Genomic DNA, 20,213 nt, shown 5'->3' on the forward strand with positions numbered 1-20,213 from the left:
TTAAAGAAACATCAGCACCGCTATGAAAAAGGGAGATACCGTACACTGGAACTGGGGCGCATCGCAGGCCGAAGGCAAAATAGAGAAAACGCATAAAGAGCCGGTTGAGAAAAAGATAAAAGGCGCCGATGTAAAGCGGAATGCCACAAAAGATAGCCCGGCCTACCAGATAAAGCAAAAGGATGGTAGTATAGTATTAAAATCAGAAAGCGAGTTAAAAAAGGGGCCGAAATAATTATTTCTTTCGGATAGGGATCCACAATTCTTCCTCGGATGCAGGGCTATCCTGCTGGTATTTTTCGCCCATAACGGCAAAATGCGGGCGGTCGTCAACTTCATATTCAGATTGCGGTAGCCATTCTCTAAAGATATAATCGTATGTGCGTGCGCCCTCACTGGCGGGACCAGTGTGCAGAAACACGGCATATAAGCCCTCAGGAGTGTTCAACATTTCCATTCCCACAGGAATTTCTTCCACTTCAGAAACTTCCACCGCCGCCCATTTTTCAAATTGGCTGGCCGGATTAAAATTGGCGAAGAAACCGGTCGGGTAAACCTCCATCGAGTACAACTCGGTACCGACGGTATGCTTTATCTCTTTACGCTGCGGCATAAAGCCGCGCCACAATTCAAAAGTTTTGTTTTGAACAAATGACATGGTAAAATGCTTACCGATAAATGTTTTTGCGGGGAGGGTTGTGGTGCGGAGGTGCATTAGTTATCCTTTATGGTTTGCCATCCATATCTCATCATAAACTCATCTACTTCTTCGGCAAATGATTTCTTGGAGTGGTGTATTTCCTGATTTTTGATATAATTAATTACAGTTTTTACCTGTGATTCACTAACTGATACAGCAAAGTAATCATCCTGCCAGGCAAACTTTTCGATAGTCAAATTATTTTGATTGATCCAAAAGGAGGACTCTCCTTTTATAAGTTGACTTATTTTGGAGATATTTTGGTCTTTACCTAAAGATATCAGGCAATGTATATGATCGCTATATCCGTTAATAGCTTGCAGAAAAATATCTTTATCTATACAGTTTTCGGAAACATGTTTGTAAACATCATATCGAAATTCCTTTTGCAATAAAGGTTCACGATTCTTCGTGGCAAACACTAAGTGAACCCAGATTTTCACAAAAGACATATATGATAAGTTATAGTTGACCTTATAATTTATTTTGGCTAAAGCCAATTTATTTAATGCTTACGTCCGTCCCATAAATGGGACGGCAATGAATTTGATTTGCATTTTGCACAAGAATACACGCTAAAACGCCTTGATAAGCAAAATTCATTGCCGTTGGCTTTAGCCAACGGATTGCAAAACAAACAAATCCTGGCTTTAACCAAACTCGACTATTCCGGCTAAAGCCAGCTTCCTTTTATATCTCTGTCCGTCCCATAAATGGGACGGCAATGAATTTGATTTGCATTTTGCACAATAATACACGCTAAAACACCTTGATAAGCAAAATTCATTGCCGTTGGCTTTAGCCAGCGGATTGCAAAACAAACAAATCCTGGCTTTAGCCAAACTCAGCTATTCCGGCTAAAGCCAGCTTCCTTTTATATCTCTGTCCATCCCATAAGTTGGACGGCAATGAGCTTGATTTGCATTTTGCACAAGAATACACGCTAAAACGCCTTGATAAGCAAAATTCATTGCCGTTGGCTTTATCCAGCGGATCGCAAAAACATAAATCCTGGCTTTAGCCAAACTCTTTATACTATCGCCACCCTTTATAAGCATTGATCAACCCATTGGTAGATGCATCATGGCTGCTAACTTCCTCATCACCCTTCAACTCAGGCAATATCTTACCGGCCAACTGCTTGCCCAACTCAACGCCCCATTGGTCGAAGCTATAGATGTTCCAGATAATGCCCTGTACAAATATCTTATGCTCGTACATAGCGATCAGCGAGCCCAACGAACGCGGGGTGATCTTTTTAACCAGGATGGAGTTAGTCGGGCGGTTACCTTCAAATACCTTAAATGGCGCCAGTTGCTCAATTTCGGCTTCGCTTTTACCTGCGGCTTTTAACTCTTCAACTACCACATCGTAGGTTTTGCCGTTCATTAAAGCCTCGGTTTGAGCGAAGAAGTTTGATAATAGCATCTGGTGGTGCTCGCCCAGTGGGTTATGGCTTTGCGCAGGGGCTATAAAATCGCAGGGGATCAGTTTAGTGCCCTGGTGTATTAACTGGTAGAATGCGTGCTGGCCGTTTGTGCCTGGCTCTCCCCATATAATAGGACCGGTTTGATACTCGATAGCTTTGCCATTGCGATCGGTTGATTTACCGTTGCTTTCCATATCTCCCTGCTGGAAATAAGCCGCGAAACGGTGCATATACTGGTCGTATGGTAAAATGGCTTCGGTCTCTGCTTCGAAGAAGTTATTATACCAGATACCCAATAAGGCCAGTATCACCGGGATGTTTTGCTCAAACTCGGTAGCGCGGAAATGGTTATCCATAGCATGGGCGCCACTCAGCAATTCCTCAAAATTATCAAAACCAATGCTTAAGGCAATAGATAAGCCGATGGCGCTCCATAACGAATAGCGGCCGCCTACCCAATCCCAAAACACAAACATGTTGGCGGTATCGATACCAAAAGCCTCAACCGCTTTTGAATTAGTGGATAAAGCCGCGAAGTGCTTGGCCACATCAGCCTCTTTAGCACCGGCAGCCAGGAACCAATCGCGCGCGCTGTGGGCGTTGGCCATGGTTTCCTGCGTGGTGAAGGTTTTGCTGGCAATCAGGAACATCGTGGTTTCCGGGTCGAGGCCCTTTAAAGTCTCGGCAATGTGGGTGCCATCCACGTTAGATACAAAGTGCAGGTTAAGGCGGGTTTTGTAAGGCTTCAGCGCTTCGGTCACCATCACCGGGCCTAAGTCTGAGCCGCCGATGCCGATATTGACCACATCGGTAATTTGCTTACCGGTGAAGCCCTTCCACTCGCCGCTAATCACGGCCTCGCTAAAGGTTTTCATCTGTTGTAATACCGCGTTCACTTCGGGCATCACGTCTTTTCCATCGGCTAAAACGGGGGTATTACTTTGGTTACGCAGGGCGGTATGCAGCACCTGGCGGCCCTCGGTAACGTTGATCTTTTCGCCGCTGAACATCGCGCCCACTGCATCTTTTAGCCTACACTCACGGGCCAGCTGTATCAACAAAGCAACAGTCTCGTCGGTAACACGGTTTTTCGAGTAATCTACAAGGATATCCTCAAAGCGGGTCGAAAACTTTGTAAATCGTTCATTATCAGATTTAAATAAAGCCTTCAGATCAATGGCAGCTATATCTATAAAGTGATCCGTAAGGTATTTGTACGCGTTGGTGGTAGTAAAATCGATGTTTGGCAGCATAATTGAAGTATTTACGTCAAAACTAACCAATTAATGCTTAAACCGGTATTAATGTTTTTAAAAATCTGACATTGCTTTGCTGTAAACCCGCCCAAATTTGTGTATTTGCTACACATGCAGCTAAGTGTCTGGCTAACACCGTTTCTCTGTGTAATGTCAACACACTAAGTTAGTGTCAACAATACACCATTAAAATTGACAAATTCCTAAAGAATTTTTAAATATATTTTGATTATTAAAATTTATAATTGCTACATTTGTTGTATTGATAAATAAATGATGCTTTTGTCATCATTTTGTCAATCACCATTAAAAAACGTTAAGCCATGTTTGAAAAACTGTTTTTACTTGTTAAAAATAACGCCGGGACGGCCGTTATTAACAATCCGGTAATTGCCGCTAAAGATCGTGATGCAGTGATCATTGAAGCTTCAAGTTCTATCATCGAGGTTTTTAAAAACCAGATGGAGAGTGGCAAGATCAATGATTTGGTCAAGTTTTTTAAGTATTCGGGTGTTTACAGTACGGCATTAATTACAAGCATGGTAAACCGCTTTGCCAATAAACTGAATAAGTTTTACGGTATCGAGCCAGAGGCGGCCCGCAATGTATCGGCAATGCTGATACCGCCCGTGTTACAGCAATTGGTGCAACAATCAAAAAGCGGCGAAGAACAGGAGTTCGCGCCGGACAATATGCTATCAAACCTTAACGGTAACCGTGCAGACATTAGTTTGCTGGTTAAGGATATGATGGCCGCTTAATTAGCCCCCATATTAACTCTTTATAAGGGCCCTGCATTTTTTTGCAGGGCTTTTTTTGTCACCGGTACCGTCATTCTGAGCGGTAGCGAAGAATCCCAGGCTATACATGACCATTCTGCATACCGGGGATTCTTCGCTGGCGCTCAGAATGACGGAATGGAGTTAACTACCATCCCATCTTCGTATCATCCCCCCTTGGATCAGCGCCGCCCTGGTAGTAGCCCCACTTGGTTACTAAAATGGCATCTACGCGACCAATGCCGGCGCCAGGGTTTATCTTATAACCTTTTTTGGTGAGCTTATCAATAGTAAGGCTATCCAACGCATCCTTTTCGGTGTTTACCACATCGGGCAGCCATTGGTGATGAAAACGTTTGGCCGATACGGCACTCTGCATACTCTTATTAAATTCTATCACATTCAGGATAGTTTGGAAAACTGATGTGATAATGGTCGATCCGCCCGGCGTGCCTACCACCATAAATAGTTTGCCGCCTTTTTCAACAATGGTGGGTGTCATTGATGACAACATCCGTTTACCCGGCTGTATGCTATTAGCCTTACCGCCCACCAGGCCGTACATATTGGGCACACCTTGCTTCGAACTAAAATCGTCCATCTCATTATTCAATAGAAAGCCGGCGCCAGCTACCACTATTTTCGACCCGAATGAGCCATTCAGTGTAGTAGTGATGGATACGGCGTTGCCCTCCCTGTCGACAATAGAATAGTGGGTAGTTTGGTCGCTTTCGTAACCAACAAAGCTGCCGGCCTGTATGCTGCTGCTCGGAGTTGCCGCGGCCCAATCGAAACTTTTCATTCTCGAATCGATATAGGCTGGCCTCAGCAAACTATCAACCGGTACCTTGTAAAAATCGGGATCGCCCAGGTATTTAGAGCGGTCGGCATATACCCGGCGCTCTGCTTCTACGATCACCTGAACGGTCGAGTCCTTATTAAAACCCCATTTACTTAACGGATATTTCTCAACCGAATGCAGCAATTGCAGCAGCGCTATCCCCCCGCTTGATGGGGGCGGCATGGTAATGATCTTATAATCCTTATACATCCCCACAATTGGTTTGCGCCAAACGGAATGATAGTTCTTCAAATCTTCTTTGGTGATCATGCCTTTGCCGGTTTGCATTTCGGCTATTAACATATCGGCCACCTTGCCGGCGTAAAATCCATCCCGGCCTTTATCTTTTATCAGTTCAAGCGTATTGGCCAGGTCGTCCTGCACCAGCAGATCGCCCTCCTGCCATTTGGTATCTTTCAGGAAATATTTTTTACCGGGGTTACGCTTTTGGAAATCGGCCGCGTTGCGGTTCAGGTCGTCGGCCAGGCGCTTTGTTACCTTAAAACCATCGCGTGCCAGGCGGATGGCGGGTTCCACCAGGTCAGCCCATTTTAGCTTGCCGTATTTTTTGTGGGCTTGTATCATGCCATCCACGCTTCCCGGCACACCCGATGCCTGGTGGGTGCTTAAACTCATGCCCGGTATCACGTTCCCTGCCGAATCAAGGTACATATTGGCGCTGGCCGTGGCCGGTGCCTTTTCCCTGAAATCGAGCGTATTGGTTTGCCCCCTGCCCGATCGGTATACCATAAAACCGCCGCCGCCAATATTACCAGCCTCGGGTAAGGTTACCGCCAGTGCAAATTGTACAGCCACAGCCGCGTCTACCGCGTTACCGCCTTTCTTTAGTATCTCCACGCCTACCTTCGCCGCATCCGGATAAGCACACACCACCATGCCGTTATAGTACTGGTCGCTACTATCGCGACCTAACTGGCCGCGCACGCAGCCGGGTAAAACAATACCGGCCAGCAAAAGCATACCAGCTATAAAACAATACTTGCGGGGAATAAGGTGTTGCATGTGGGATATAATTTGGTTGACTAATTTAGAAATTAACCACAAAGTACACAAAGGTTTGCACAAAGGGCACAAAGAGAAATTATCTTAATAAAGAGAAGTATCTGTTGCCCATTGATAGCAACAAAAGCACTTTGTGATCTTTGTGGTTTCTCTCTTTGTGGCCTTTGTGGTTAAACTATCAAGCGCTATTTGCTGTCATAACACCATAAAACATCAAAAAATACGTTAATGGCATCAGAAGTATTATTTACATACCCTACTTTACCATGAAAAAAAGCACGATACTATTATTCTTCTTAACTTCATTTTTACTGTTCAGCAAGCGATCGAAAGCGCAGGATTACCAGGTGGCAGCCGGGTTGAAATTCGCTTACGAGTATGGCCCATCGGGGAAATATTTTATTGATAAAACCGATGCCATCGAGGCCGTTATTGGCTTGCGTAATCATGGCGCGGTGTTTACCGGTTTGTGGGAACGCCACCTGCCACTGTTCGAAGTTGACAAACTGAAACTTTACTATGGCTTCGGCGCGCATATCGGTGCTGTAGGCGATAACACTAACCCCAAATTTAACCATACGCTGCTGCTGGGCGCTGATGGTGTTGTGGGGGCTGAATACATCATCCCCGATTCCCCCATCGGCATCAGCCTTGATCTGAACCCGCGACTGGAATTTGGGCACGGGCCATATTTCGATCTTTCGCCGGGCATTGGGTTGAAGTATATTTTTAAATAGGGACTAATTAGCTTAAGATTTAGCCACAAAGGTCCCTAAGGTTTGCACAAAGTCCACAAAGATCTATTTGATTTTTGTGGACTTTGTGCTTTGTTTCTTTGTGTACTTTGTGGTTAAATCGCCCCCATTATACGCCTATCGAACTATCAATATCTTATGCCCATAAACCTTCCCGCCAAGGGTAACCTGTAAAATATAGGTTCCCGTTATCTGTTTGCTTACATCCATCACGGTACTAAAGCTACCCGAAATTATCGCCTGCTTTTGCGAATACACGGTTTGCCCGGCATTGTTCACCAGCGAAAGCGTGAGGTTATCATTGGCAGGGGCGTTAAAGGCTACGGTTATCTTTGTAGTGGCCGGCACCGGGAATACCGACAAGCCGATAGCTGAATTATCAGGATGGCGCGCTACCACAGCGAAACGATAATTATCTGAAAACACAGTACAACCCGTGCCCAGTGTTACGCCAACCTTGTAGTTACCGCTTTTAGTAGGTACATAGGTTTGGCCGTTGGCGCCTACTATCAAGCTATCGTTATAGTACCATTGGTTGCTATTGCTAAAGCTCGAACTCAGCAGGCTATCGCGTTGTGTTACCACCGGTTTGGCCAATGTTACCGCCTGCCGGGTAGTGGCTGCGCAACCCGCACTTTTTACCTGCATATTGTACAGATAGTAATAAAAGTTTTTATTGTAGGTTGTATCCGACGGATTGGTTGGCGATGTGGCATTATTCCCGGTGATACGGATAGCACCACCTAAATTATACGGATAGCCCATTACGCCGCCATTGTTTCGGTACAAGGTAGCGGTAGCGTCATAACTAACAGATACGGTATAATTACCCGCCGATGGGAATAACAAGTTAAGCGTATACACCCGGCCCTGGTCGTTAGGGTCGTCCGTTTGTGCGCCGGCCCCCGGTGTGGTGCGGGTGGCTACAGCGTTAATGGTTGCGCTTGATACGGTTTGTCCGTCGGCGTTGTTCACATTGAAAGTGATCTTACCCGGATTACCGATATACAACCTGGCGCTTTGAATAATTACAGGTACGCTTGTACTTACATTAATGGCTGGTGTAAACTGGTTATATCCGCCTGCCGTATACACGTTTTTAGTAGCCGGGCCAAGCGTGCCGCTCAGGTCGTTCACTCCGGCATAAAAGGTATTATTAACCGGTGTTTGCGCGGTATAGGCAGGCGCACCGGCAGCAACAGGCAAAACATCGTTTATGTTTTTATACCAAAGGATACCACCATCGCTATTACCTGTTAGGATATAACGTTTGGTATCATCGCAATAATAGGCTTGCAATGCATTGGCCGACGATGGCGTACCGGTAACCACATTGGCGGTAACCGTATTATTAGCGGTAACCGGGTCGCCGCTGAGATTGGTTGTGGCGCTTATGCGATAGGTAGCTCCCGACACGGCATTGAACGTACCCTGCAAAATAAAATCATCCTCGGCCGATGGCGGCAACACGAAAGTGTAGGTCTCGTTTAAAGTAGTAACCGAGTTATCGGGATTGGTGATGGTTACCGTTACCGGGATGTTGCTGATATTGGCGCTACCGAAATTCTTAACACGCACAGTTACATTTGTTGGCCCGGCGCATGCGCCGCCGGGGGTAGTACTGCTCACCGATATTACACCGGCATCGGCGGTGGTTTTGGTGAATTGCACACGATAATCCTGTGTTTCGCCTTTGGCATAAGTGCCGCAGGGCGTTATTGTCGCCGGATCGGTAGTTTCGCTCAGCACCACACGCATCAGGCTGTAATTATCGGCCACTACATTACCCGGTACGCTGATTGTACCAGTATAAGTCCCCGCACCTGCTATTACGTTTGTTGTAGCGGCCAATTCGGAAACCGGGTCGAAGGTACCATCGCCATTGTAATCAATATAAACCTTGGCTATCTTATTAAAATTGGCGCCGCAAGTACCGGCAGTTATGCTGATGGGATAGGTTTTTCCCTGCTCCAGGCTTACAGTGGTTGATGTATAATCGCTATAGCTGGTGCAGCCCGCCGCCGGGGTATTATTAAGATTTGAAAGGGTGATATTATTGATTCGCGAATCGGCGCTTGACGCCGGGGCCGATGCGCAGTAAGCAGCGCCGCCTACACCGGTAACGATAAGCGAATAAGGTTGTGATCCGCCGGATAAGGTACCTTTATGCGTTATGGTGATGGTATAAGCCTTGCCCGGCGTAGCGCCTGCTACATATACCTGCTCTACATTATCCCGGATATTATCGCCGGTTGTAGCGGCAGCCGATGGGTTAGCCGGGTCTAATACCCAGGGTTTAAAGGTAGTTGTTCCATCGCTGATACGGATATCCAGGTCGTTCACCAGTTTAGGGGTGCGATCATTGATCGTGGTACCCGCGGTAGGTGTTCCCTGCACATCTGTCCACACAATGGTAGCCGATAAAACGCCATTACCCGATGCGATAACGTTTACGGTTGATGCAGCCCCCTGCGCCAATATGCTTTCCCTGATGATGCTTTTAGTGCCGGCATCGGTGATGGCCTGGGCTGCACGCTTCATATCCAGCAAACCCCAGCCATAAATATAATCGGGGCCAACGTTGCCACCATCAAAGGCGGTATGGCAAACCAGGCCCTTCAGCGTGGCCGATTTCATGAAGGTGCCGTTATTTTTTTGCTGGTAATATTCCTGCAGCAAATAAAGCGAACCGGTAACGTTTGGCGATGCCATGGATGTTCCCGAAAGGGTGAGGTAAGCCGTGTTACTGCTGCTGCCTGTTGAAAGTACGTTAACACCCATCCCTACAATATCAGGTTTAACACGGCCGTCATCCGTTGGCCCCCAACTACTGAAAGGAGCTACCACCAGGTCAGATCGGTTGCTTGGCCCATAAGGCAAAGGGTTAACTGCGCCTACGGTTAATATGTTTTTGGCGTTCGCGGTCGAGTTAAGCACATCATAGGCATCGTTACTACTCATACCGGCGGGGCGGTTACCTTTATCAACAATAGTTTGATCGGTACGGCTGCGGTAACCCCAGTAATCGGCACCAACTGCGGGGCCGGTTTCGCCATGGCTATTTCCAGATGATTCCACAATGAGGTAGTAAGGCGCGTTGTAAGCTATCTTATCCCACGATTGGGTACGGGTATCATAAAAGCCAAAGGTATAATCTTCGGTATCGCCGGGCAAGCCATACCACTCCCAGCGGTTTTGACTGTCGTTAAAACTCCAGCCCGATACGCCACCGTACGAGTGGTTAGACAGTAACAAGCCCGTCGCGGCGGCGGCCGTCATTTCGGTTACATCGTTATTAAAATCGTAGGATAACAAAGAGGTAGCACCATAAGACATGCCCTTAGCCGGAGCATAAGTACCCTTAGCTATCATGGTACCGGCCACGTGCGTGGCATGGTCTATTACCGTTGAACCTGCATCTTTAATACTGATGGTTTTACCCGTAAATTCCTGGTGAGTGGCCAGCACCCAGCCACCATCCCAAATAGCCAGCTTGTTAGCCATTATAGCGCTCGATCCGGTAAGGTTCAAACCCAACAAACCGCCGGGCTGAACGGTGTTGGTACCCGTGGTGGCCGCGGCAATCACATTATCGGTAGTGCGCAAATAAACCGGGAAACCGAGGGCGTTAACCCCCTGCAAAACCAACACCGAGCCATCCCCGTTTTTACGCCTGATGGGCCACCCCTTAGTACGGGCCAAATTAACAGCTTTTTGATAATTAGTTTTGAAGGCCTGATCGGTTTGAGTGGCAAAGTTGGTCAGTTCCTGTTTTTGGGCATTACTTACCAGCACTTTTTGCGCGTTCGCCCAGGCAGCAGAAAGCAATATCAACAAAAACAACCCGCAGCAACGGCGTAAAAATTTTGCCATACCCAATTATGTAGCTAACTGTTAAATGTTATAAAACCCATGCATTGGTTTTATAAATTCAAATATTAAATATGTTTATACGTTAATTTGAATAACCGCCGTTAAATCATCCATACATTAATCATACGGCGGAGAATTTAACAGGGGCTAATAGTTTATAAATATATATGAAATCTAAATACCTGATACCCGCGGCAATTATTTTTCTTTTTGCCTGTTCGGGCCTAAGATCGGCCGGACAAGTTAAGCAGGGGATTGAGGGCTATGTGTATTTACTGCGGGGCAACCAAATGCCATCGCCGGGCAAACCTATTAGCAAAGGCCGGGGCGTAGCCCGCGATATTTATATCTATCAACCAACAAGCACCGGGCAAACTACGGGTAACCGGCCGGCTTTTACATCGATAAAAACAAAGCTGATAGCACAGGTAAAAAGCGATAGCGCCGGTCATTATTTTGTAAAATTACCGCCAGGCGATTATTCCGTTTTTATTAAAGAAGGCGCCTGTTTTTTTGCAGCAGAGAGTGATGGCAGCGGGACGTTAAATCCCGTAAAGGTTAATACAAATATCGTTACCCTAAAAAATTTAACCATCACCCTAAATGCGACTTATTAATTATCTTAATAGGAAATAAATCAACGGGTAATTAATTCCCCAGGCTGTAGAATTGTTTCCATATGGGGTAGCCGATGCAAATTATTTATTATTCATAATTTTCCTTTAAAAGCAACGCTAAAGCCAACATTCCTGTATGTTGTGGTAATTAAGTTGTTATTATCGTGTTACAACTCATAATAATACTTGTTTCGCATTATTTTTGTAATGTACTAACGATCAATTTACGATACTGTGAAGAAACGTTTACTCAGGTTCATTTCTCCCCTCATACTTCTCATCGGCTTTTTGTCGACCGCTTCAGCCCAAACAGCTACGTTTGCAAATTTAGATGGCGGCATTACCCCAAATAGTATAAGCAATGGCCAAACGCAGATCGTTCTTTATGGCTTTAGTGCAACCGTAAGCGGTGGTTCCATTACGTTTAACAAGTTTTATGTACCTTGTAACAACAATACTTTCAGTACTTATTTAACCAATGCTACCCTATTCAGGAGCCCTACCAGTACTTTTAGCGCTGCTGCCCCCGGTACGCCAATAGGTAATGCAACCATTACATCAAGCGTTGTTACTATCGATAATATTTCGGAAACTGTCAGCGGCACTAACTATTATTTCCTGGTAGTTGACCAATTGGCTGGTGGTTACACACAACCATATTTTAATAACACCAACCCAATTGCGGTTGACGCAAACGGAACAACCTATAATTCGGGTTTTAGCAAATACCGGGATTTTAACTTAAATGCCAGCACGCCGTATCCACTTACTGTTACGCCTGTACTTACCACAGGTGGTGGGTTAACGGCATCTACCACCGTTATTACATCGGGCACCAACACCCTTCCGCTGTTCGAGATCGCTATAAAAAACAACTCAAGCAGCAGCTATACTTTCAGCGATTTGATTTTTGGCAGCAACCAAACCAACCTGGGCCAGTTTTTTAACAAGTTTTACCTTTACGTAAATACCTCAAACGCGCTGCCGGGATCTGCAAGTGCTAACACAACAAGCAGCAGCGGCACGGTAACATTTAGTGGTTTAAGCCAAACGCTGGCAGCAGGTGCAACCAAATACTATTATTTAGTTGCAGATTGTTCGGTTACAGGAAGCTTGCCGGTAAACGTTCAGTTTAATATGCTGAATAACGTTACCAGTATAAAATCAAGTTCGCCCAGTGTAGCCAACTACGATGATTTTACCGTTTATGGCAATACTTACAACATCAACTATACCAACATCTCTGTTTCATCGCAACAGAACGGTATAACAAACGCCACGCTAACCGCGCATCAAACCGATATCGTTCTGTTTGGTTTCGGCGTTACGTCAAGTGGTGCTGTTACCTTATCGGGTTTCAACATCAATAGCAGCGGCCCGGCATCCACATACTTTAGTAATGCCAAACTTTACCGCAACGGCAGTGGTACTTATCCCAACTCGCCTGTACAGGTGGGCACCGTTTCATTTTCAGGAAATTTCGCGGTAGTTACCGGCCTGACGGAAACGTTCACCGCCGGGCAAACCAAGTACTATTTCCTTGTGGCCGATAACGTCGGGGGCGGTACATCCGCAACTATCGCATTCAATTTCACCAGCGGGCAATCCAGCAATGCCATTACCCAAAGTGCACCCGCGGCATCTACTTATAACACCTATGCTATAACGGGTAATACGTTTACCATACCATCGCCGGCTGTTTATACGGTTAGCGCCAACAGCCCTACAGCCAATGGTATATCATCGGGCGCACTATATTACGGGCGTAAAGATATTGTGGTATTTGGCTACGGTGTGGAAGCTTATGGCGCGGCGCTGACGTTCAATTCAAGCAGTATCATAACTTCGGGCGGGCCAAGCAGCTATTTTTCAAACATCAGGGTATATCGCTCTACCTCACCCGTTTTCCCGGGTGGCACTGCAACCTATACCTCAACTAATATATCCGATTGTAATTGCGGTTATTATCGGTTTTCAGGTTTTACAGAAACTGTACCGGCCAACACCACTTATTATTATTTTATAGTAGTCGATTATACCAACTCGGGGGGTAGTGCTCCTAAAACACTGCAATTCAGCTTTTCAACCAGCCAGGGCAACTCTGATAGCCAGGTGCTTAGGAGCAGCCCGTATACATTGTATAACCCAAGCAGTTTCTCTGGTCCGGCATTCAGCGTGGTTAATACCGAAGAATGGAAAGGCACTGTAAGCGGCGATCTAAACAACGCTTCAAATTATGTAGCTAAAGGTAGTTCAAGCGGTGGTTTTATACCTACCAGTACTACTATAGTACGTGTGGGCGGCGTATCGTATACCAATGCGCCAAACATTAATGCCGATTTAACCATTGGCGGCCTCGCTATAGAAAATAATGCCACCGTAGCGTTAACCGCTACAGCTACACTTGGCTCAACCTTAACGCTTAACAATGGTTTAACCATAGGCACAGGCGCGACTTTAAACTTCAGCGCAAGCGGGGTTAGCGGAAATATCACGCTTGCTAATGGCGCTGTTTCCTATATCGAAACTACCGGTCGCTTAAATTTAAGCGGCTCCAATGTCACCGTTGATAATTCGGCCAATACAACCGGTAGCTTTACGTTAAACTCAAGCGCAAGCGGTACGGGCTCTATCGGGGCAATTACCTATCCATCTGTAGTAAAGGGTACTTTTGTGGTGGAGCGATATTTTACAGGTGGCGCTTTATCTAATCGGGGCTGGCGCTTAATGAGTTCGCCGGTAAACAATTCGGGCACTAACCCGCTAACAACGCTCAATTCGGGATTAACAAGTTCTGCCACTTATAATTTTTCGAGTTTAAAAACCAATCTCCTGATCACGGGTACAGGCGGAAGCGGGGCAGGCTTTGACCAGCCCTCGGGCTATACCGCAAATGGGGCTACAATATTGTTCTATACCCCAACCGGTGCAAGTTCAGGCACATTTACATCGCCTTCGGCACCAACATCAACAGCTGCTGTAGGTTCGGGCTTTTACTTCTATTTCAGGGGAGATAATACCACCAACAAGATCTATAAAGTAGTTAAATCAGGCAATTACGCCACTCCCGAGTCGAACGTTGTGGGCCTGCAGTCGGGTACCATAAATCAACAGGCATTTACCGTTAACTTAATTAACGGGTATAATTTAGTGGGAAACCCTTACCCTTCTACCATTAGCCTGGCTTCTTTAACATTAACTGGCGGCGCTACGGCCTTCGCTTATACTTATACAAGCGGCGGTACCAGTGTAACAAGCACGCCCATAGCTTCGGCACTAATAGCAAGCGGACAGGGTTTCTTTATCCGGTCGACCAATACGGGCACCGTTAAATTTACCGAAGCCCTAAAAAGCACTTCACAGCTTACCGGCAGCAACTTATTATTAGGCACACCATCAACTACCGCCGAAGGTAATATTAAACTGCAAATGGTTCAGGATAGCGCTAATTACGATTTTGCCCAACTGCGTTATTTGGATACCTATGATAAAAATTATAACGAGACTGAAGATGCAGACGATTTTAACGGCAGCGGGCAGGTAGTATTTTTTGGCGCCATGACTGCCGATAATCACCTGGTAGCTATAGCTTCGCAACCGTTGGATAAAAAACTGACCTCGGTTTACCTAAGCGTGAACGATAATTCAAGCGGGAAATTCAAGATCAATAAGGTCGACCTTTCTAACATACCCGATAAATTTGATGTTTTTCTGATGGACCATTTCAAAAAGGACTCCATCGACTTACGTAAAGACAGCACCTATGCATTCACCATGGATAAGACCAACCCTGCTACCTATGGTAACGCGCGCATGGAGGTTGTTATACGTACCAAAGTACTGCCGCCATACCAACTACTTACCTTTACCGGCAAGCGCAACAGTAACAATAATGTATTAAGCTGGACCTCTAAAAACGAATACACTTATACTTATTTTGAACTGCAACGCAGCTTTGATAATAAAACTTTCGAAGGTGTAAATAACGCGTACTCTACCGGCAATGGCAGTTATACGTTTACCGATCAGTCAAACCAACCACTGATCTATTACCGCCTGAAACAAACCGATATTAACGATAATGTAACTTACTCTACCGTCATTATCTTAAAATCTGAGAACAGCAACATATTCAGCGTGTATCCTAACCCTACCGATAATACCCTGCACTTTGCATTAAACCAGGATGTTAAAACATCGGTTACCTTACGTGTTTATAACTCGCTGGGGACATTGATGAAGATAAAAACCTATACCAGCAATAGCGGCGACCAGGACGTTTCTACCCTTACACCGGGCAGCTATATGGCCGAGTTGGTAGACGATTACACGAAAAAATTAATTTCATCTGCTAAATTTATTAAGCTTTAGTAAAGTATTATGAGAAAAGGATTTAAAGCATTATTAGCGCTAACTATTTTACTGATCTGTTCGGTTGCAACAGTGTGGGCGCAAGTACCTTGTTCAGGCGATCCCGACGATCCGGGTTATGATCCGAACGGTTGCCCCGCCCCGCTGGATACCTGGGTTATAGTATTGGTTGCCCTTGCCCTGGTGCTGGGTTACAGGCATTTACAAAAGAAGCAAAGCACTGCCACATCACTTTAATATACTATATTTTAATTTATTTATTAATATTATAACTATTAATAAAATATAAATTAACCAATATTATATTTCACGTATTTTTCTGATTTTTAGCTATTTAGTTGAAAAATTAAGATAAATTAGTTTATCTATTTTATCCAAAAAGATAGATAAGCCCGATTGTGAAGCGCCTCCTGAGTATTATATTATCTGTACTGATCCTGTGCACCATTGTATCGCAAAATACATATGCGCAAATTAATGTTACAGGTGCCAATGCCGGCGGAAATGGCATTACTTCAAATCCACTGGTAAGCGGCGATACCGGCGATGTTTTGTTTGGATTTACGCTAACCAATACAACCGGATCGGCAATACCAATTAACCAGTTTGTTTTAGGGGCGACACAGGCTTTCGTTGGCAATGCTTATTTATATCGTTCGGCCGCGGGGAGCACTTCTTTTAGTACTGCAACGTCTATACAATCACTTGGTAGTTTAGCTACTTATATCAGCATAAATGTATCAGAAAGCATCCCTGCAAACTCTAAGTATACTTATTTTATAGTAGGCGACCTTAACAGTATACCGGGCTATGTTACATTGCCGTCAACTATACAATTCAGCTTTAGTTCAGCTATCCAAAATTCGCCGTATACAACCTACGGAAGTGCTTTTAACGGCACCAATTTCACCATCAATAATCCTACTTACAGTATATCTGATGCAAGTAATACCAGTAATGGTATGACCGCAAGCCCTGTAACCACCACTCAAACCGGCATTGTGCTATTTGGCTTTGGTGTATCGGCAAACGCAACCACTACCGTAAGCGGCTTTAACCTTAATAGTACCAGTACCCAAAACTATCTATCGTACTATTTAGGTAATGGTAAATTATACCGGTCTACCTCCAGCACGTTTACCGTTGGCACATCAACGCTGGTGGCCAGCGGAAGTAATGTAAGCTTTAGTAATTACCAGCATACGCCCGGTGTCACCATCACCAATCTTAACGAAACTATAACGGGTACCAAGATCTATTACTTTCTTGTGGCCGATTTTAATCAAACATCGGGCACGCTCCCTGCTACAATTCAATTTAAGATCCAAACATCCTTAGCCAACACAATTGTTCAAAGTTCGCCTAATAGCGCCAATATTGCGTCGTCAATCAACATAAACGGCAACAATTTTGTGCTGCAAAACCCCACCTACACTATTACCGGCGCGAATGCTTCGGGTAACGGGATCACCCAGGGTACCCTTACGCCCGGCCAAACCGGCATTGTATTATACGGTTTTGCCCTGAGTGCCGATGCTAACACAACGGTAAGCGAATTCCATTTGTACAATACCTATACACAGGGCGTAGCGCAGGCTTATTTTAACAACGGAAAGATATACCGTTCTACATCAAGTACATTCTCTTTGGCTACTGCCACTCAAATAACGGGAAGCGCGGCCGTAGCTTTCGGGTACGATAATAATAGCGGCATCAGTATTACCGGCTTAAGCGAATCCGTCAGTTCCACCCCGGTGTATTATTTTATTGTGGGCGATTTTTATACGGGGTACTACGGGGCGTTATCCGCCAGGTCGCAATTCGTTTTCAGGACTTCGCTCTCTAATTCTATTGTTCAAACAAGCCCCTCATCGGCCAATATAGCGGTAGGCTCCAATGTTAATGGTACAAACTTTACGCTCGATCTGCCTTCGGTAACATTTACCGGTTACAACACCACAAGTAACGGTATATCTGACGGTGCCTTGTATTATGGCCGTACCGATATTGTATTGTTCGGTTTCAGTGTGCAATCTACCGGCCTGATAAATATCACCAACTTCCATATCAAAACCACAGGCAACGAAAACTCTTATTTTTCAAATTGCAGGCTTTACCGTTCAACAACCAATGTATATCCGGGTGGCACGCCCCTGTATACTTCGGCAAATGTAAGTGCAAGTGGCGGCGGCTATTTTGATGCCACGGTAACCGAATCGCTTACGGGCAGCACCACCTATTATTACTGGCTTGTAGCCGATTACAATTCGGTTACTTACGGCGGTGTTAACACCACGTTCAGATGCAGTTTCGCGAAGAATCAATCTGGCCCCGCAGCCTTGCAAAGCGACCGGGGCGATTTCAGTCCATCTGGAACCATCAACGGCTTACAGTTTGATATTGCAAGCACAGAGAACTGGACAGGGGGCACCAGCAACGATTTTACAGTTGCGGGCAATTTTACCTTATTAAACGGTGGTACCGGTTTTAAGCCCACGACAACTACATTTGTTATTATCGGTACAGCCGGCTATACAAATGCACCCACAATTACAGCCAATACAACTTTAGGCGGCCTTACATTTGGCTCAACGCAAAACCCGTCAATAACCATTAATTCGGGTGTTACCTTAACCATATCATCCGGCAGTGGCGGTGGATTATATATCAACCCGGGCAGTACCCTTACCGTAAATGGCCCGGGGACGTTAAAGTTAAACAACAACACCATTTCTACCATTGCATCAACGGGCAGGTTGGTATTAGCCGGTGGCGCTACGATAGATAACACGCTGAATACGGGCGGATCATTCACCTTACTTTCCGACGCGAGCGGTACCGGATCGATAGCAACCATTCCTTCAAACTCCAGTTTAACGGGCACCTACACGGTTCAGCGATATTTTACGGGCGGTACACTGGCCAACCGCGGTTACCGGTTAATGAGTTTCCCGGTAAATACCAATAGTATACGCCCGGTTACCACATCGGCTCTTTCTAATTTCACAAGCTTTAAAAGCAACCTGCTCATCACTGGCGCAGGGGGCAGCGCCAGCGGCTGGGATCAACCATCTGGGTATACTGCTAACGGCCCTACCATACTTTTTTATAATACAGCCAACAATAACTTCACCATCCCTACAACTTTCTCGGCTACAACTGCCGCAGCGGGGCAGGGTTTTTACTTTTATTTCAGGGGTGATAATGTCAACAACCTAACCAACAAGGTAATAAAATCCGGCACTTACGCGGTGCCGGAAACAGGTATTGTAGGTTTGCAAACAGGCACGCTAAACCAGCAGGATTTTAACTATTCGTTATCAAATTCAAATTTGGGGTACAACCTGGTGGGAAATCCGTATCCATCATCTATAAGCGTTACGCAAGCATCGTTAACCAATACCAATAATACGGTGTATACTTACACATCGGGCGGAACCAGTATTACCGCTCACTCGGTAACCTCTACCCCATGGCAGATCGCCAGCGGGCAAGGTTTCTTTTTAAAGGCCACCAGCAGCGGGGCTTCCATCGCGTTTTCCGAATCGTTAAAATCAACCGGGCAACCTACATTACTGATGGGAACGCCGGCAGCTGTGCCCGAAGGCAATATTTTATTGCAAATGGTTCAGGATAGCGCCAATTATGATTTTGCCGAACTGCGGTTTATGGACAGCTACAACAAAAACTACGTTGAAGCCGAAGATGCCGATGACCTGAACGGCAGCGGCCAGGTAGTATTTTTTGGGGCTATGACCGCCGATAACCACCTGGTAGCCATCGCCTCGCAACCCTTCGATAAAAAGAGAACATCGGTTTACCTGAGCGTGAACGATAACACCAGCGGTACTTTTAAAATTAATAAAGTAAACCTGAACGCTATACCCGATAAGTATGATGTTTGGCTGATGGACCATTTCAAAAACGATTCGCTTGATCTGCGCGCCGGCACAACATACAGTTTCGCAATCGATAAAAATAATGCCGCCACCTATGGCAGCGCCCGCCTTGAAGTAGTTGTGCGTACTAAAGTTTTGCCACCCTACCAGTTGCTTACCTTCACCGGGAATCACATCAAAAACGATAATGTGTTGAACTGGACAACTAAGAACGAGTACACGTATACCTATTTCGAACTGGAACGCAGTTTTGATAACAAAACCTTCGAGGGGGTAAATAATTCGTATTCTACCGGTACCGGCACTTATACATTTACAGATCAATCAAACAAGCCACTTATTTATTACCGGTTGAAGCAAACCGATATTAACGATAATGCAACTTACTCATCTATCGTAATATTAAAGTCGGACAATAGCAGCGCATTTAGCGTTTATCCTAACCCTACCAGTAATACCCTGCACTTTGCACTGACACAGGAGGTTAAAAAAACAGTTACGTTACGCTTATATAACTCTATGGGGACATTGATGAAGGCAACAACCTACACCACTAATAGCGGCGACCAGGATGTATCTAACCTTACCCCCGGCAGTTATATGGCCGAACTGATTGACGACAACAACAAAAAACTAATAGCATCGGCAAAATTTATTAAGCTTTAGCGAA

At 45.5% G+C, this 20,213-nt stretch carries 12 protein-coding genes; 7 read left to right on the top strand and 5 right to left on the bottom strand.

The features are described 5' to 3' along the window. Window positions 1-22: 22 nt before the first annotated feature. Window positions 23-235, top strand: a complete 213-nt coding sequence (locus tag HQ865_RS14685; protein ID WP_173415612.1) for a hypervirulence associated TUDOR domain-containing protein — start codon at window positions 23-25, stop codon at window positions 233-235. Here HQ865_RS14685 and HQ865_RS14690 read toward each other — a convergent pair whose 3' ends face one another. From HQ865_RS14690 to pgi, 3 genes are all read right to left on the bottom strand, one after another. Next, a complete protein-coding gene (locus tag HQ865_RS14690) occupies window positions 236-715 on the bottom strand; it encodes a GyrI-like domain-containing protein (protein ID WP_173415613.1) in 480 nt (159 codons plus the stop codon). It lies immediately after the preceding gene. Continuing rightward, on the bottom strand, window positions 715-1,152 hold the full coding sequence (tnpA, locus tag HQ865_RS14695; RefSeq protein ID WP_173415614.1) for an IS200/IS605 family transposase: 438 nt from the start codon (window positions 1,150-1,152) through the stop codon (window positions 715-717). Before tnpA ends, HQ865_RS14690 begins: the two co-directional genes overlap by 1 nt. Window positions 1,153-1,735: 583 nt before the next feature. Continuing rightward, window positions 1,736-3,382 (bottom strand): glucose-6-phosphate isomerase, encoded by a 1,647-nt coding sequence (gene pgi, locus HQ865_RS14700; protein ID WP_202020391.1) that lies wholly within the window; start codon window positions 3,380-3,382, stop codon window positions 1,736-1,738. 326 nt (window positions 3,383-3,708) lie between these two features. Between pgi and HQ865_RS14705 the strand changes: the two genes are divergently transcribed. Next, window positions 3,709-4,146, top strand: coding sequence for a hypothetical protein (locus HQ865_RS14705; protein ID WP_173415615.1), 438 nt, complete (start codon window positions 3,709-3,711; stop codon window positions 4,144-4,146). Window positions 4,147-4,312: 166 nt separating this feature from the next. Here the strand turns inward: HQ865_RS14705 and ggt are convergent, their stop codons facing one another. Next, the gene (gene ggt / locus HQ865_RS14710) at window positions 4,313-6,028 is read right to left on the bottom strand and encodes a gamma-glutamyltransferase (RefSeq protein WP_173415616.1); all 1,716 of its coding nucleotides are present in this window, start codon (window positions 6,026-6,028) and stop codon (window positions 4,313-4,315) included. Window positions 6,029-6,294: 266 nt separating this feature from the next. Between ggt and HQ865_RS14715 the strand changes: the two genes are divergently transcribed. After that, window positions 6,295-6,765, top strand: coding sequence for a hypothetical protein (locus tag HQ865_RS14715; RefSeq protein ID WP_173415617.1), 471 nt, complete (start codon window positions 6,295-6,297; stop codon window positions 6,763-6,765). Between the two features lie 135 nt (window positions 6,766-6,900). Here HQ865_RS14715 and HQ865_RS14720 read toward each other — a convergent pair whose 3' ends face one another. Then, complete coding sequence (locus HQ865_RS14720; protein ID WP_173415618.1) at window positions 6,901-10,656, bottom strand: S8 family serine peptidase; 3,756 nt, start codon at window positions 10,654-10,656, stop codon at window positions 6,901-6,903. Between the two features lie 167 nt (window positions 10,657-10,823). On the opposite strand from HQ865_RS14720, the gene HQ865_RS14725 reads away from it, so the two are divergent. The 4 genes from HQ865_RS14725 (at window position 10,824) to HQ865_RS14740 (ending at window position 20,209) form a co-directional block, all read left to right on the top strand. After that, window positions 10,824-11,273, top strand: coding sequence for a carboxypeptidase regulatory-like domain-containing protein (locus tag HQ865_RS14725; protein WP_173415619.1), 450 nt, complete (start codon window positions 10,824-10,826; stop codon window positions 11,271-11,273). Between the two features lie 234 nt (window positions 11,274-11,507). Further along, window positions 11,508-15,644, top strand: a complete 4,137-nt coding sequence (locus HQ865_RS14730; protein WP_173415620.1) for a T9SS type A sorting domain-containing protein — start codon at window positions 11,508-11,510, stop codon at window positions 15,642-15,644. Window positions 15,645-15,653: 9 nt separating this feature from the next. After that, window positions 15,654-15,881 carry a hypothetical protein gene (locus tag HQ865_RS14735; protein ID WP_173415621.1) on the top strand — a complete coding sequence of 76 codons (228 nt, stop codon included), beginning with the start codon at window positions 15,654-15,656 and terminating at the stop codon, window positions 15,879-15,881. A 161-nt stretch (window positions 15,882-16,042) separates the two neighbouring features. Continuing rightward, entirely contained in the window at window positions 16,043-20,209 is a 4,167-nt protein-coding gene (locus HQ865_RS14740) for a T9SS type A sorting domain-containing protein (RefSeq protein ID WP_173415622.1), read from the top strand. Window positions 20,210-20,213 lie beyond the last annotated feature (4 nt).

This window comes from Mucilaginibacter mali, assembly GCF_013283875.1.
Classification (GTDB): Bacteria; Bacteroidota; Bacteroidia; order Sphingobacteriales; family Sphingobacteriaceae; genus Mucilaginibacter; species Mucilaginibacter mali.